The sequence below is a fragment of the Pantoea sp. 22096 genome (genome assembly GCF_052045955.1).
In the GTDB taxonomy this organism is placed as follows: domain Bacteria; phylum Pseudomonadota; class Gammaproteobacteria; order Enterobacterales; family Enterobacteriaceae; genus Pantoea; species Pantoea alfalfae.
The window spans coordinates 2,073,475-2,087,755 of record NZ_JBQEPW010000001.1; the positions used below are offsets into that span (position 1 = coordinate 2,073,475).

The 14,281-nt window shown below is 59.5% G+C and carries 12 protein-coding genes; 4 read left to right on the top strand and 8 right to left on the bottom strand.

Annotated features, from left to right (window positions below; all coding sequences use genetic code 11):
• Window positions 1–6 precede the first annotated feature (6 nt).
• Both phoR and phoB read right to left on the bottom strand, forming a co-directional pair.
• Complete coding sequence (gene phoR / locus ACTJKZ_RS09790; protein WP_161735290.1) at window positions 7–1,320, bottom strand: phosphate regulon sensor histidine kinase PhoR; 1,314 nt, start codon at window positions 1,318–1,320, stop codon at window positions 7–9.
• A gap of 14 nt (window positions 1,321–1,334) precedes the next feature.
• Window positions 1,335–2,024, bottom strand: coding sequence for a phosphate response regulator transcription factor PhoB (gene phoB / locus ACTJKZ_RS09795; RefSeq protein ID WP_003852491.1), 690 nt, complete (start codon window positions 2,022–2,024; stop codon window positions 1,335–1,337).
• Window positions 2,025–2,221: 197 nt separating this feature from the next.
• Here phoB and sbcD point away from each other — a divergent pair, with 197 nt between their 5' ends.
• Entirely contained in the window at window positions 2,222–3,421 is a 1,200-nt protein-coding gene (sbcD, locus tag ACTJKZ_RS09800; RefSeq protein ID WP_222924443.1) for an exonuclease subunit SbcD, read from the top strand.
• The gene (locus ACTJKZ_RS09805; protein ID WP_440829494.1) at window positions 3,418–7,092 is read left to right on the top strand and encodes an AAA family ATPase; all 3,675 of its coding nucleotides are present in this window, start codon (window positions 3,418–3,420) and stop codon (window positions 7,090–7,092) included. The genes sbcD and ACTJKZ_RS09805 overlap by 4 nt, the downstream gene beginning before the upstream one ends.
• Window positions 7,093–7,121: 29 nt before the next feature.
• On the opposite strand, the gene ACTJKZ_RS09810 is transcribed toward ACTJKZ_RS09805, so the two are convergent.
• Genes ACTJKZ_RS09810 through ACTJKZ_RS09820 form a run of 3 tightly spaced genes read right to left on the bottom strand, consistent with a single transcriptional unit; the run spans window position 7,122 to window position 8,823 of the window.
• Window positions 7,122–7,778 carry a DUF799 domain-containing protein gene (locus ACTJKZ_RS09810; protein ID WP_440829495.1) on the bottom strand — a complete coding sequence of 219 codons (657 nt, stop codon included), beginning with the start codon at window positions 7,776–7,778 and terminating at the stop codon, window positions 7,122–7,124.
• Entirely contained in the window at window positions 7,775–8,134 is a 360-nt protein-coding gene (locus ACTJKZ_RS09815; RefSeq protein ID WP_440829496.1) for a DUF4810 domain-containing protein, read from the bottom strand. The genes ACTJKZ_RS09810 and ACTJKZ_RS09815 overlap by 4 nt, the downstream gene beginning before the upstream one ends.
• 11 nt (window positions 8,135–8,145) lie before the next feature.
• On the bottom strand, window positions 8,146–8,823 hold the full coding sequence (locus ACTJKZ_RS09820; protein ID WP_161735299.1) for a CsgG/HfaB family protein: 678 nt from the start codon (window positions 8,821–8,823) through the stop codon (window positions 8,146–8,148).
• Window positions 8,824–8,977: 154 nt separating this feature from the next.
• Here ACTJKZ_RS09820 and ACTJKZ_RS09825 point away from each other — a divergent pair, with 154 nt between their 5' ends.
• Entirely contained in the window at window positions 8,978–9,370 is a 393-nt protein-coding gene (locus ACTJKZ_RS09825; RefSeq protein WP_222924446.1) for a cell envelope integrity TolA C-terminal domain-containing protein, read from the top strand.
• Here the strand turns inward: ACTJKZ_RS09825 and qhpR are convergent.
• Both qhpR and ACTJKZ_RS09835 read right to left on the bottom strand, forming a co-directional pair.
• Window positions 9,367–10,434 carry an AraC-like transcriptional regulator QhpR gene (gene qhpR / locus ACTJKZ_RS09830; RefSeq protein WP_161735303.1) on the bottom strand — a complete coding sequence of 356 codons (1,068 nt, stop codon included), beginning with the start codon at window positions 10,432–10,434 and terminating at the stop codon, window positions 9,367–9,369. The two genes, ACTJKZ_RS09825 and qhpR, sit on opposite strands and share 4 nt — an antisense overlap.
• A 162-nt stretch (window positions 10,435–10,596) precedes the next feature.
• Window positions 10,597–11,601, bottom strand: coding sequence for a phosphotransferase enzyme family protein (locus ACTJKZ_RS09835; RefSeq protein WP_285088442.1), 1,005 nt, complete (start codon window positions 11,599–11,601; stop codon window positions 10,597–10,599).
• Between the two features lie 249 nt (window positions 11,602–11,850).
• On the opposite strand from ACTJKZ_RS09835, the gene eat reads away from it, so the two are divergent.
• Window positions 11,851–13,215, top strand: coding sequence for an ethanolamine permease (gene eat, locus ACTJKZ_RS09840; protein ID WP_161735305.1), 1,365 nt, complete (start codon window positions 11,851–11,853; stop codon window positions 13,213–13,215).
• Between the two features lie 84 nt (window positions 13,216–13,299).
• Here eat and mak read toward each other — a convergent pair whose 3' ends face one another.
• The gene (gene mak, locus ACTJKZ_RS09845) at window positions 13,300–14,211 is read right to left on the bottom strand and encodes a fructokinase (protein WP_161735307.1); all 912 of its coding nucleotides are present in this window, start codon (window positions 14,209–14,211) and stop codon (window positions 13,300–13,302) included.
• Window positions 14,212–14,281: the final 70 nt, after the last annotated feature.

Here is a 14,281-nt window from a genome sequence, read left to right on the forward strand (position 1 = left end):
CAGCGATTAATGAACGGCATTCTCCTGCATCACGCTGCTGACAATCAACCTCGCGGGCAGCGTAAAAGTAAAACAGGTCTCTTTATGCGGCACGCTGGTGATATCGAGCCGCGCGTTGTGGTGGCTCAGCGCATGTTTCACAATCGCCAGCCCCAGCCCGCTGCCGCCGGTGGCGCGTGAACGCGCTTTATCAACCCGGTAGAAGCGCTCGGTCAGGCGCGGAATATGTTCTGAGGCGATACCCGGCCCGTTGTCGCATACCCGGAAGGTTGCGCCCTGCTTGCCACGCAGCCAGCTGATATCGATCCGCGTGCCCTCCGGGGTGTGATTGACCGCGTTGTAAACCAGGTTGGAGATCGCGCTGCGCAGCTGTTCGTCGTTGCCGAACACTTTCAGATGGGGATCGGTATGAAAATGGATATCGTGCCGACCGCCACTCAGTGTCGCCGCCTCATGCTGCAGCAGTTTCAGCATCACCGGCACATCGACCTTCTCTTTGAGATCGATCGCGGGGGCGGCTTCAATACGCGACAGCGTCAGCAGCTGTTTCACCAGGCTGTCCATGCGGCGCGTCTGCTCCGACATGGTGTGCAGCGCTTTGCTGCGCGAAGGCTCGCTCATCACCGAGTCGTTCATCATCTCCAGATAGCCCTGCAGCACGGTGAGCGGCGTCCGTAACTCATGGCTGACGTTGGCAAAGAAGTTACGGCGCGCCCCTTCCAGCTGATGCATCTGCGTCACATCACGGGCTACCAGCAGCCATTGCCCCTCGCTGTAGGGCATGACGCGGAATTCCATATGAAGTTTGTTGTTCAGCACCAGCGTCAGCGGCTTGTCAAAATCGCGCTGGCGAAGATAGCGGGAGAACTCCGGGTAACGCAGCAGATTGAGGATATTCTGGCCATTATCTTCCGGCCAGCGCAGCCCCAGATGCTGTTGCGCCAGGCCGTTACACCAGAAAATAGTGCCCTCTTCCGTGGTCAGGATCACCGCATCCGGCAGCGATTCGGCCCCGCTGCGGAAGCGTTTAATGAGATTGCCCAGTTCACGCCGCCGCCGCCGGTTGCGCAGTTGCATCTGGTAAAGCCCATAAAACAGCGGTTCCCAGCTGGCACGCCCGGTCGGTGGCGTCATGGTGCGGTCGAGCCACAGCCAGTGCGACAGCCGCATCAGATTGTGGAAATGCCACAACAGCACCACCAGCACGCTCACCAGCAGCCACCAAGGCAGGCCGCCAAACAGCAGGCCCAGCAGCGCAGCAGGCAGACTGGCCAGCAGCAGTTCTGTCAGTAATCTCTTCCAGGAGAGGCGTTCCAGCACGGTAAAGGCTCCGTTCAGTAGCGGGCAGAGAAACGATACCCTGTTCCACGGACGGTTTGTACCATGCGATCGTGGCCGGAGACTTCCAGCGCTTTACGTAAACGGCGAATGTGAACATCGACAGTGCGATCCTCCACATACACATTGGTGCCCCAGACGTGGTTCAGCAGCTGTTCGCGGCTGTAGACGCGTTCCGGGTGAGTCATAAAGAAGTGCAGCAGCTTATATTCGGTGGGGCCCATCTCCAGCGGCGTGGTTTCGGACATCACGCGATGTGAGGAGGGATCCAGACTCAGCCCCTGCATCTCAATCACCTCTTCCACCGCCATCGGCGAAATGCGGCGCATCACCGCTTTGATTCGCGCCATCAGCTCTTTGGGTGAAAACGGCTTGGTAATGTAATCATCGGCGCCCACTTCCAGGCCACGTACCCGATCTTCCTCTTCGCCACGCGCGGTCAGCATCATCACCGGGATATCGCGGGTCATCGCCTCGCGCTTCAGATGCTTAATAAACTGAATACCGCTGCCACCGGGTAACATCCAGTCCAGCAAAATCAGATCGGGCCAGGGTTCAATCAGCTTGCCAACGGCGCTGTCATAATCTTCCGCCTCGATTGGCTGATAGTCGTTCTGCTCCAGAACAAAACACAACATTTCACGGATGGGGGCTTCATCCTCCACAACCAAAATGCGCTTAGCCATTATTACTCCTGCTGATTATGACGGCTGTCACTGATATTCGCGGCGCCATTATGCGTCAGATTTGTGACACTTTTATGAAAAACATAACCTGCCTGTAACCTCACTGGTAATCATTTATGACAGCGCAGCGACATTTTTTTGCTTTGGCCGCAGAGCCAGTATAATCGCCCGGCGAATCACAACGGCAGGGACTCATCATGCGCATTATTCATACTGCGGACTGGCATCTGGGGCAGTTCTTTTACAACAAAAGTCGGGCAGCCGAACATCAGGCGTTTCTCGACTGGCTGTTGATCCAGATTGAACAGCATCAGGTGGATGCGCTGATTATTGCAGGCGACCTGTTTGATACCGGCACGCCGCCCAGCTACGCCCGCGAGATGTTTAACCGTTTTGTGGTGGCGCTGCAGCCCACCGGCTGTCAGCTGATTGTGCTGGCGGGTAACCACGATTCCGTGGCAACGCTGAACGAGTCACGCGAGCTGCTGGCCTGTCTCAATACCCGGGTGATCGCTACACCGCAGGAGCAGGATGATGTGCTATTGCTCAACACCCGCCAGGGCGAGCCGGGTGCGCTGCTGTGCGCCATTCCCTATCTGCGCCCGCGCGATATCCTGCGCAGCCGGGCGGGTCAGTCGGGCCGCGACAAACAGACCTCGCTGCTGGAGGCGATTGCCCACCACTATCAGCAGCGTTTCGCCGCTGCCCAGGCGCTGGGCTATGCGCTGCCAATCATTGCTACCGGTCACCTCACCACTGTCGGCGTCAGCCAGAGCGATTCGGTGCGCGACATCTACATCGGCACGCTGGACGCGTTTCCGGCCAGCGCGTTTCCGGCTGCTGACTATATTGCGCTCGGCCATATTCATCGCGCCCAGCGCGTGGCCGGCAGCGAGCATATCCGCTATAGCGGCTCGCCGATTCCGCTGAGCTTTGATGAGCTGGGGAGTGAAAAGAGCGTCTTCCTGCTGGAACTGGCGGTCAGTGGCCTGCAGTCAGTTACGCCGCTGGTGGTGCCACAGGCGCAGCCGATGCAGGTGCTGAAAGGTTCGCTGGCGCAGATTGCGGAGCAGCTAAACGCCTTTAGTACGACAGAGCAGGAAAAACCGACCTGGCTCGACATCGAAGTTACCACCCAGGAGTACCTCAGCGATCTGCAGCGCCAGGTCGAAACACTGACCGCTACGCTGCCGGTCGAGGTATTGCTGTTACGCCGCAGTCGTGAACAGCGTCAGCAGAGCCTGGCGCGGCTCGACAACGAAACGCTGAGTGAGCTGAAGGTGGAAGAGGTCTTCGCGCGCCGCCTGGCGCTGGATGAGGCGCTGCAACCGGCGCAAATTGACGAGATGACCACACTGTTTCGCCAGACGCTGGCCGCTATGGAAGAGACCCGATGAAGATTCTTACGCTACGGTTTAAAAACCTCAACGCCCTGCGCGGTGAATGGTTCATCGACTTCCGCGCCGAACCCTTTGCCAGCAACGGCCTGTTTGCCATAACCGGGGCCACCGGGGCCGGTAAAACCACCTTGCTGGACGCGATCTGCCTGGCGCTCTATCACCAGACGCCGCGCCTGGGGGCGATTTCCCAGAGCCAGAATGCCCTGATGACCCGCGACTGCGCAGAATGTCTGGCTGAGGTCGAGTTTGAGATCAAAGGTGAAGCCTGGCGCGCCTTCTGGAGCCAGAACCGCGCACGCGGCACCGCCGACGGCAAACTGCAGGCACCGCGCGTTGAGCTGGCGCGCTGTGACGACAACCTCATTGTTGCCGATAAAGTCGGTGACAAGCTGAAGCTGATCGAAACCCTCTCAGGTCTTGATTTCGAACGCTTTACCCGCTCGATGATGCTGTCACAGGGCCAGTTTGCCGCCTTCCTCAATGCTAAAGCCAGTGAACGCGCCGAACTGCTGGAGGAGCTAACCGGCACCGAAATTTACGGCCTGATTTCCGCTGCCATCTACGAGCGCCACAAAGAGGCGAAAACTCAGCTGGATCTGCTGCGCAGCCAGGCGGGGGCGATGGCCCTGCTGGATAGCGACGCCCGTGACGCCCTGCAACAGCAGCTCACCGCTCTGACTGACGCGGAACAGCAGCTCAGTGCACACTATCAACTGGCGCAGCAACAGCAGCAATGGCAGCAGCAGGCACAGCAGTTACTGCAGGACAGTGCGCAGGCTGAAGCCGCGCTGCAGCAGGCTCAGGCCGTCTCACAGGCGGCAGAGACGGATCGCCAGCGGCTGGCTCGCAGCGAACCGGCTGAAAAGCTGCGGATAAAACTGCAGCAGCGCGACGCGTTGCGCAGCGAACAGCAGCAGGCTGAGAACCGCTATCAGCAGCTCACGTCAGCGACGGCGCTGGCGCAGAACCAGCAGCAGCAGCATCAGCAACACTACGCAGCCGCTCAGACGGCCCGCCAGCAGGCGCAGCAGGAACAGCAGCAGCAGGAAAACCTGCTGACGGAACAGGTGCTGCCGCTGGATCAGCGGATTCGTACGCTGCAGCAGCACCTTGCGGAGCAGCAGCAGGAGAACAGTCGTCTGCAGCAGCATGCCGATCAGACCCAGGCCAGCCTGACGCAGCAGATGCAGCAGGTCGCGGGCTGGCAGCAGGCGATTACAGAACAGCATCAGTTACGCGAGCAGCTTGCCGATCTGGCGCACTGGGGCGCTTCGCTGCCGGTATGGCAGGAGAATTTTGCTTTGCTGGCACAGCGTGAGGCGACGCTGGCGGAACTGACACAACAGCGCGAGCAGCAGCAGCAACAGATTGATGCACAACAGGCGAAACAGCAGCAGCAGGCACAACAGGCACTGCCGCGCCAGCAGGCGGAGCAACAGGCCCGCCAGGCGCTGTTGCAGGCGGAGCAGGTACTCACTTCGCTTCATGAACAGCATCCACCGGCTGCACTGCGCCAGGCATTAAGCCAGTTGCAGAACAGTCGTCCGGCGCGTCAGCAACTGCTGCTGCTCTCAACGCAGTGGCAGCCGCTGCACCAGCAGCTGGACCAGCACCAGCAAAAGCTGAGCGCGCTGGTAAAAGCGCATCAGCAGAGTGAAGCGGAACTTCAGACCCTGCGCGAGACGTGGAAACGCGAAAAGCAGCAGCTGGATGACGTCGAAAAAATCTGCGCGCTGGAGCAGCAGATTGTCGACCTCAGCGATTACCGCGCCCGGCTCACCGCCGATCAGCCCTGTCCGCTGTGCGGCTCCTGCACCCATCCTGCGGTCGAGGCCTACAGCACACTGGAAGTAAGTGCTAACCAGCAGCGCAGGGCTGCGCTGCAACAACAAACCGAGGCACTGCGCGAAGCGGGCACGGCAAAAAACGAACAGCTGAAGCAATCAACGGTGCAGCAGCAGACTCTGCGCGAGGAAATCGCCGGGATGCAGCAACAGCTTGATCAGCTTGAGCAGCAATGGCAGGCGCTGAGCGGTGAGCTGGCACTTACCTTCCCGCTTGCCGATCGCGAGTCCTTAGCCACGTGGCAGCAGCAACAAAGCGACCGTGAAAGTCAGCTTGAGCAGCAGCGACAGGCTCAGGAGGCCGCTGAACAGGCGCGTCAGGCTGCGAAAGATCACCATCTTCAGCAATTGCAGGCCTGGCAGCAGCACCAGCAGGCCGGACAGCTGGCGCAGCAGTCGCTGACCAGCCTGCAACAGGCGCTGGATGCGCTGCAACAGCGTCAGCAGCAGGAACAGCAGGCCTGGGCGCAGTTGCAGAGCCGTCTGGAGCAGCAGTTCACTGCACACAGTCTTGCCCTGCCCGATGCCGCCCATCGCGATGCGTGGCTGGCGGAGCAACAGCGGCGCTGGCAGCGCTGGCAGGAAAGTGAGCAGTTGCTCGCTAACCTGCAGCCGCAGCTGTTAAAAGGGGAAACTCAGCTCACTGCCCTGCAGCAGCAGGCTGAACAGGAACAGCAGCAGCTCACGACCCGTCAGCAGCAGCAGCAGCAGAGCCAGACGCAGCTCAGCGAGATGCGCCGTGCCCGTCTGGCGCTGTTCGGCGATCGCGAGGTTACCCTCGCCCGTCAGCAGATGCAGACCCGCGTTCAGCACGCTGATGAACAGCTGGCACAGCAGCTCACCGCCCTGCAACAGGCGCACGCCGAGGTCAGTCGCCTGCAGGGTGAGCTGTCGGGGCTGGAAAATCAGCGTCAGACCCTCAGCGGCAAACTGGCAGAGGCGGAAAGCGCACTGCAGCAGGCACTGGAGAGCGCCGGATTTGCCGATGAAGCCAGCCTGCGCGAGGCGCTGCTGGATGAACAGACTGCACTGCAACTGCGCCAGCAGCTGCAGCAGCTCGATCAGCAATGCCAGCAGCAGCAGGCGCGACTGGCGGATCTGCATCAGCGGCTCAGCGCGCATCAGCAGGCGAAGCCCGACGCGATGCCGGAATCTGCGGAAGCGCTGGCGCAGCAGCTGGAGCAGTTGCGGCTGGCCCTGCGCGACAACGCCAGCCAGCAGGGTCAGATTCAGCAGCAGCTGTACAGCGACGCCAGTCTCCGCGCCCGACAGCAGAGCCTGATGACGCAGATTGAACAGGATGGTGTGATACTGGCGCAGTGGAGCCTGCTCAACGATCTGATCGGCTCCGCCAGCGGCGACAAGTTCAGGCGCTTCGCGCAAGGGTTAACGCTGGATCATCTGGTCGCGCTCGCTAATCGCCAGCTTGATCGGCTACATGGCCGTTATCTGCTGCAGCGCCGGGCGCAGGATCTGCTGGAGCTGGATGTCGTCGATACCTGGCAGGCCGATGCGGCGCGCGATACCCGCACGTTATCAGGTGGCGAGAGCTTCCTGGTCAGTCTGGCGCTGGCACTGGCGTTATCAGATCTGGTCAGCCACAAAACGCGCATCGAATCGCTGTTTCTGGATGAGGGGTTCGGCACGCTGGATGCGCAGACGCTCGACACCGCGCTGGATGCCCTGGACGCGCTGAACGCCAGCGGCAAAACCATTGGGGTGATCAGCCACGTGGAAGCGATGAAAGAGCGCATCCCGGTGCAGATTAAAGTGCGCAAAATGAATGGCCTGGGTTACAGCCAGCTGGAGCTGCCGCAGGGATAACGGGCGCCAGAGCGCCCGTCTGAGTCTGATCAGCGGGCGCTGACGACCTTGTAGCGAGGGCCGGTGAGTAATCCGCCCTGCTCGTTCTGTGCCAGCAGACGATTGCTGGTCAGTCCGGCCACGGTATGGGCTTTGTCACTGACGTTGTCGGAGATCTGCTTGATCACCGCGCTGACCAGAATACCGATCACGCCGTTATTGTTATTGTTGCCCTGATCATTGTCGGTAGCGGTGGCGGAACCCTGCCAGATCTCTTTGCCGCTGCGTAAATCCACCAGCCGTGCTTTGGCGGTCACCGTGGTCACGCTGTCAATGACACGATAGCTGCTGCCATAGTCGCTGATCGAGATATAGAGCGCGCTGTCGGCGTGGAAAATCTCATTCAGACGCTTCGCGCTGACCGCCTGGGCGTCGCTGGCGCTGGACAGGCCGTTCTGCTGAAAGGTCTCTTCAACCACCGCTACCGGGAAGACGTAGTAACCGGCCTCGGCCAGCGGACGCGTCACCAGCGAGTTCAGGCTGTGCGCAGCGTTGATATCCGGCGAGGTGTTAGCGGCAGGCAGCACCAGAATCGAGGCAGGCTTGCTGGCATGAAACGCCGTGTAGTCATACGGTTTTTTCGGCTGCGCACAGCCAGTCAGTAACAGCACGATCAGCGCGCCGCTCAGAGCAATCCATTTTTTCACTGTACCCCTCCTTGTTTTTTACTCATCAGAAAATCCATGTAAGGTGCCGATTCGGGAAACAGCTGCTTCTCGGTGGCGAACTGACCAAACGCTTTATTGGTATCACCGGTTTTAGCGTAGAGCAGGCCGAGCTGCGCATGCAGGCCTGGCGGCACTGGCTGAGCCGCAGCACGGGCTTTTTCCACATCCAGATTCAGCGCATCGATCTGCTTCAGCGGATCGCCGCTTTGCTGATAGTAGCTATAAATCTGTTCCTGATAGTCGCCCCAGTAGTAGATCGTTTTCGGCGCTTTTGGCGCACAGCCGGCCAACAGCGCCGCTGCCATCAGCAGGCTGCTCAGTGTCATCATTTTCATTTACTGCTTCCTTATTTAGCCGGGCGCCATGCGCCGTTGTTGATTCCATCCACTAAATGATCAACCGCTTCGCGAATCGCCAGATCCATCACTTTACCGTTCAGCGTCGAGTCATAGCTGCTGGTGCCGCCAAAGCCGATCACTTCGCGTGCCGAAAGCTGGTACTCGCCCGCACCCTGGGTGCTGTAAACCACTTCAGAGGTGGCGACATCCACCACGTTGAGATTCACTTTGGCATAGGCGATCTGAGTTTTGCCGCGGCCCAGAATGCCCCACAGCTGCTGATCGCCTACTTCTTTGCGGCCAAACTCGGTGATATCACCGGTGATGATGAAGTTCGCGCCTTTGATATTCTGCTGGCTGCGTTTGAAGTCTGACTCCTGCTGCAACTCTTTCAGGTTGCTGCGATCCAGCACGCTGAAGCGATTGGTCTGCTGCAGATGGGTAATCAGAATGGTTTTCGATTGATTACCCAGCCGATCGACGCCATCAGAGAAGATGCCGTTCATGTACGAGGAACGGTTATCAAACTGACCTACCGCAATCGGGCTGCGCACGCCCTGATAAACCGGCTGGCTGGCTGCGCGAACCTGCGGCGCCTGAATTGCACGGGAAGATTCGGTGGCGCAGCCGCTGATCAGCGAGGTGGTTAACAAGGAGAGTGCCGCAAAGGCATATTTTTTCTGCATTTCTAATCCATGAAGTGAAAAGAGACATCATCCGCACAGGGGCGGTAAATTCTGGTTCTGCCGACAGTCGGAGGAATGCCATAGCATTCAGCATGCCGGTCTGTAGACTGTCGGCAGCAGACCGGAAGATCTTTAGAAAAAAGTGGCTAATTTAATGAATTTAATTAATACAATAGTGAGAATGTTGCCGGGTGTGATTATTGCTTTTTCGCTCAGTGCCTGTCAGCAACCTTTGTCAAAGCAACGTGATAGCGTGGCAAACCTGTGTGAGCCTGCGAAGGATCCGGACAGTAAATCCTGTCACTGGACTAATCGAATGCAGCCGGTACTGAATCGGCAGTTTACTGATGCGGTACGTTATACGGGTCAGCAATGTCTGGTACGGATGGAGTGGCAGCAACATAGCAGACATTATGCGGTGACGCAGACTCAGGGGGATGAGGCGCTCTGCCTGCGTGCCTGGCAACTGGTGGCACAAACGCGCGATCTGCCACCGCCACCGGAGCCTGGACAACCGGCGTGGTTTGGCTTTGCGCCGCGTGGTTAGCTGGCCAGACCTTCCTGACGCCACTGGCGCGGACTGATGCCAAACCAGCGGCGAAATGCGCGTGAGAACGCGCTGACTTCCGAGTAGCCCAGCAGCAACGCCATCTCCGAGATCGGCAGCTGCTTCTGCTGCAGATAGTGCGTCGCCATCTCGCAGCGCACCTGATCCACCAGCGCAGTAAAGCTGCTGCCCTCTTCGCGCAGCCGTCGCTGCAGTGACCAGCTCGACAGCCCGAGTTTATCCGCCACCTCTTCCAGTACCGGCTCGCCCTGCATCAGCGATAAATTAACCTGCGAACGCGCCTGCTCAATCATGCTCTGTTGAGACGTCCCACGGTTCAGCCGCCGGATCGCATCCTGCATCACCATCAACAGGATCGGATCGCTCTCCGGCATCGCGCGCAGCAGATCGCGTTTCGGGATCACCAGCGAATTAAACGGCTGATCGAACCAGACCGGCGCATCAAATACTTTGCAGTGATCGTGCCACTGGCCGGGACGGGGGTGTTCGAAATGGACTTCACGTGGTGCCCAGTGTCTGCCAGCGACGTGGCGGATCAGATTCATAAACATTCCCAGCGTCAGCTCGGCATCCTGACGGCGCGACAGGATCGCGCCGTGCCGTACCTGATAGTCGAGCCGCCAGCACTCTCCCTTATCCACCAGCCGGGTTAAGGTGTCGTGCTGATGCCAGGGAAATGCGTTAACCACATTGTGCAGCGCCTGTTCCAGCGTATCGGAGCACAAGCCAATGTAGCCGATCAGACCTAATGACTGCGGTTTAAACTGCCTGCCGTAGTGCAAACCGAAGTTATCAAAACCGGAGTGACGCGCCGCCTCTTCCAGTACCCGACAATAGTTAACCAGCCCCAGGCTCAGCGTCGGGCTGGCCAGGCGCTCCGGATCGATGCCGCTGATGCCAAAAATGCGATCAACATCGCCGCCCTGAGAATGAATAAACTCGCTTAAACCGGTCGCCGCCGCAGCCAGCACGCCGTGATTGCCTGCCCCCGCCGCTGCAGAGCAGGCCGCAAATGCATCAGGCTTGATCAGTGTCGGATTCATGGTCGCCTCAGTCAGAAGTCAGGTGGATCACCCGTTCCTGAGATCAGAGCAAATTCCATACCAGGTTCCCAGGCCCCGCCGCACCGCCTGCGGGTGGTCCAGACTGCGCCCGGACACGGCATCCGGCACTGCGGCGGCGCAGCTACGCCCGCCGCTGGTGCATCAGACGCCGACCGGCAGCGGTTTACCCGCCAGATAATCGCGGCAGAGGCGGACCGAGTGACTGGCCCACTCCGGGCCGAGACTGCGCGCCATTTCGGTTTCAGCATGCGATCCTATCCAGGCGGTGAGCTGGATACGACGCTGGATCAGCAGCGCGGGCAGCATGGCTATCTCGGCATCGCTGATATGCGCCACCTGCTCATAACCGCGTATCCAGTGATCGATCCACTCTGGTGCGCGCGGATGATGCTCAACAAAACTGATCGCCGCCGCCAGATCGTGCAGATACCAGCCAAGTCCGCAGTCATCGAAGTCGATCACCCGCGTTTCGCCCTTGTGCAGCAGCAGATTGGTCAGCCGCAGATCGGCGTGGATCAGACCATAGCGATCCGATCCCTTACCAAACTGCGCCATCGCCGCGCCGACCTGCGCGATCGTCTGTTCGACGACGCCGTGATCGGCGGAAGGCAGATTGGGCGCATCCTGCCAGCGTCCCCAGTGACTCTCAGCGCTGGTCATGGTGTGGTGATCCCAGATGATGCGCTGGAAACCCGCGGGTGGCTGCCACTGCTTACTGTGCTGATGCAGCCGCGCGGTAATCTGTCCCAGCTGCTGAAAGGCGCGGGGATCAACGTCGGTGGTCGGCATCTCCCCCTCGATCCAGTGAAACAGCACCACGTAGCGCTCACTGCCATCCGGCAGCCGCAGCGTCAGCACCGTTTCGCCCGCGTTGTCCGGCACCGCTTCCGGCACCATAATGCCGGTTTCGCGCAGCGCGTCGAGCCACAGCAGTTCGCTAAGGATATCCGCTTTCTGATGGTAATCGCCGCGATGCAGCCGCAGCGCATAACGCCGGCCTGCCGCTTTAACCAGGAACGTGGCGTTCTCTGAGCGGCACAGCAGGCTGAGCTGCCCCTGCAGCGCAGCGGGATAACAGGCCAGCGCCTGCTGCGCCATCAGGGTGAGTTGGGAATCAGTCAGGTTGTCATATTGTTTTGCGCTCATCATCCGGCTCCTTTTCACTTGCGTTATCTCAGCATGTGTTGCCAGAAGGTGAGTTGCTTGACCTCAGAAGAGACAAAGTTGACCGCAGCGTGCATCCGGCCCGGTTGTTGCCTGTGAGTTGACCGTGGAGGACAGAAGTCACTGCGCCCGCGTCAAGTCGTGGTGAGTAATGCAACGGCATTATCCCCTTACTTTAGTAGTTATGGCGGTGTAACGCCGCGTGAGACCAACAACGACGGGGATAGCAGAATGACAAACAGACTCAAGCCCACTCTGGGCACCCTGCATCTGTGGGGGATTGCGGTTGGCCTGGTGATCTCAGGCGAATATTTTGGCTGGAGTTACGGCTGGGCCGTGGCGGGCACGCTGGGATTTCTGGTTACTACCGCGCTGATCGCCACGCTCTACACCTGCTTTATTTTTAGCTTCACCGAGCTGACCACCGCGATCCCTCATGCAGGCGGACCCTTTGCCTATAGCCGTCGCGCCTTTGGCGAAACCGGCGGGCTGATTGCTGGTCTGGCGACGCTGATTGAATTTGTCTTTGCGCCTCCGGCGATTGCCATGGCGATCGGGGCTTATCTGAATGTGCAGTATCCCGAACTCAATCCGAAAACCGCGGCGGTCGGCGCGTACCTGCTGTTTATGACGCTGAATATTCTCGGTGTAAAACTGGCGGCGATGTTCGAACTGGTTGTCACTGTACTGGCGGTCATTGAGCTGCTGGTATTTATGGGCGTGGTCTCACCTGGCTTCAGCCTGGCAAACTTTGCCGCACACGGCTGGGCGGGCAGTGACAGCTTCGGACTGCCCGCCTTCTCCGGCATTTTCGCCGCTATTCCCTTCGCTATCTGGTTTTTCCTTGCCATTGAAGGTGCCGCGATGGCGGCCGAAGAGGCGAAAGATCCTACCCGGACCATTCCCCGTGCCTGGATCAGCGGGATCCTGACGCTGGTAGTGCTGGCAATTGGCGTAATGCTGATGGCGGGCGGCGCAGGTGACTGGCGTAAACTGGCCGACATTAACGATCCGCTGCCACAGGCGATGAAAATGATCGTTGGCGAACACTCTACCTGGATGCATATGCTGGTGTGGATTGGGCTGTTTGGCCTGATTGCCAGCTTCCACGGCATCATCCTCGGCTATTCACGGCAGTTTTTTGCCCTGGCCCGCGCGGGCTATCTGCCGCCTTCGCTGGCAAAACTGTCGCGTTTCCAGACCCCACATCGCGCCATTATTCTCGGCGGCGTGCTGGGCATCGCGGCGATTTACAGCGATGGCGTGATTAATCTGCAGGGAATGACGCTGACGGCGGCGATGATCACCATGGCGGTGTTTGGCGCGATTGTGATGTACATCATGAGCATGCTGAGCCTGTTTAAACTACGCCGCAGCGCGCCGGAGATGGTGCGCAGTTTCCGCGCGCCGGGCTATCCGATTGTACCGGGCATCGCTCTGCTGCTGTCAGTCATCTGCCTGCTGGCGATGCTGTGGTTTAATCCGGTGATTGGCGCACTGTTTTTCGCCATTATGCTGGTCGGCTATCTCTACTTCCTCGCCACCAAAGCGCAGCGCGACCGGGCTCCGCAGGACACGATGCTGGTGGGCGAATAACCGCGGCGCGGCAGGATGCCGCGCCGGGGCTTAAGTTCAGCGCCAGAAACCCAGGCGCTGAACGTCAGCGGATGTGCGGGACACTCAGCCGTTAAGCGGCCAGAGCCACGCCGCACCGCGAACGCCGCTGGAGTCGCCATGCTGCGCCTTCAGCACCGGCGTTTCACACTCCCCGCCAAACACCCATTTCTTCATCAGCACCGGTACGGTCTGATAGAGACGATCCACATTGCTCATCCCGCCACCCAGCACGATCACGTCGGGATCGATCAGATTCACCACCTGCGCCAGCGATTTGGCCAGCCGCAGCTCATAACGGCTCATCGCCCGTTCGGCGATCGGATCCTGCTGCGTCAGCAGCGAAACGATCTCAGCACCTTTGCGATGCACGCCACTCAGCCGCTGATAGTCGATACCAAAACCGGTGCCAGAAACAAAGGTCTCGATGCAGCCCTGCTGCCCGCAATAACAGGGCACTTCCTGGCGGTAGCGCAGCTCATCTTCATCCATCCACGGCAGCGGATTGTGGCCCCACTCGCCGGCATTGCCGTTGCCACCGATGCGCGACTCCCCATTGATCGCTACACCTGCGCCCGACCCGGTGCCGATGATCACGGCAAACACCAGCGACTGTCCGGCACCCGCACCATCGACCGCTTCCGACACGGCCAGACAGTTGGCGTCGTTGGCAATACGCACTTCCCGGTTCAGCGCCTGAGCCAGATCTTTGTCCAGCGGCTGGCCGTTGAGCCAGGTAGAGTTGGCATTTTTCACCCGCTTACTGAAGGGCGAAAGCGAGCCAGGAATACCCAGCCCGACCGTGCCGGTCTCGCCGGTTTTCTGCTCCGCCAGTGTGACCAGATCGACAATCGCCTGCACCGTTGCCTGATAGTCATCACGCGGGGTATTCACCCGATGGCGGAACAGCTCCTGTCCCTTATCCGACAATGCAATCACTTCTGTCTTGGTGCCACCCAGATCTATGCCTATGCGCAAGGTTACCTCCTCGTTATTCGTTCAGGTGAGAGATACAGTAGAAGGCGGCTGCCTTAAAGGCAATGAAACC

Coding starts and splice junctions, on each gene's coding strand:
- phoB (WP_003852491.1), bottom strand. CDS start 2,024: ATGGCTAAGCGCATTTTGGTTGTGGAGGATGAAGCCCCCATCCGTGAA.
- sbcD (WP_222924443.1), top strand. CDS start 2,222: ATGCGCATTATTCATACTGCGGACTGGCATCTGGGGCAGTTCTTTTAC.
- ACTJKZ_RS09805 (WP_440829494.1), top strand. CDS start 3,418: ATGAAGATTCTTACGCTACGGTTTAAAAACCTCAACGCCCTGCGCGGT.
- ACTJKZ_RS09815 (WP_440829496.1), bottom strand. CDS start 8,134: ATGAAAATGATGACACTGAGCAGCCTGCTGATGGCAGCGGCGCTGTTG.
- ACTJKZ_RS09820 (WP_161735299.1), bottom strand. CDS start 8,823: ATGCAGAAAAAATATGCCTTTGCGGCACTCTCCTTGTTAACCACCTCG.
- ACTJKZ_RS09825 (WP_222924446.1), top strand. CDS start 8,978: ATGAATTTAATTAATACAATAGTGAGAATGTTGCCGGGTGTGATTATT.
- qhpR (WP_161735303.1), bottom strand. CDS start 10,434: ATGAATCCGACACTGATCAAGCCTGATGCATTTGCGGCCTGCTCTGCA.
- ACTJKZ_RS09835 (WP_285088442.1), bottom strand. CDS start 11,601: ATGAGCGCAAAACAATATGACAACCTGACTGATTCCCAACTCACCCTG.
- eat (WP_161735305.1), top strand. CDS start 11,851: ATGACAAACAGACTCAAGCCCACTCTGGGCACCCTGCATCTGTGGGGG.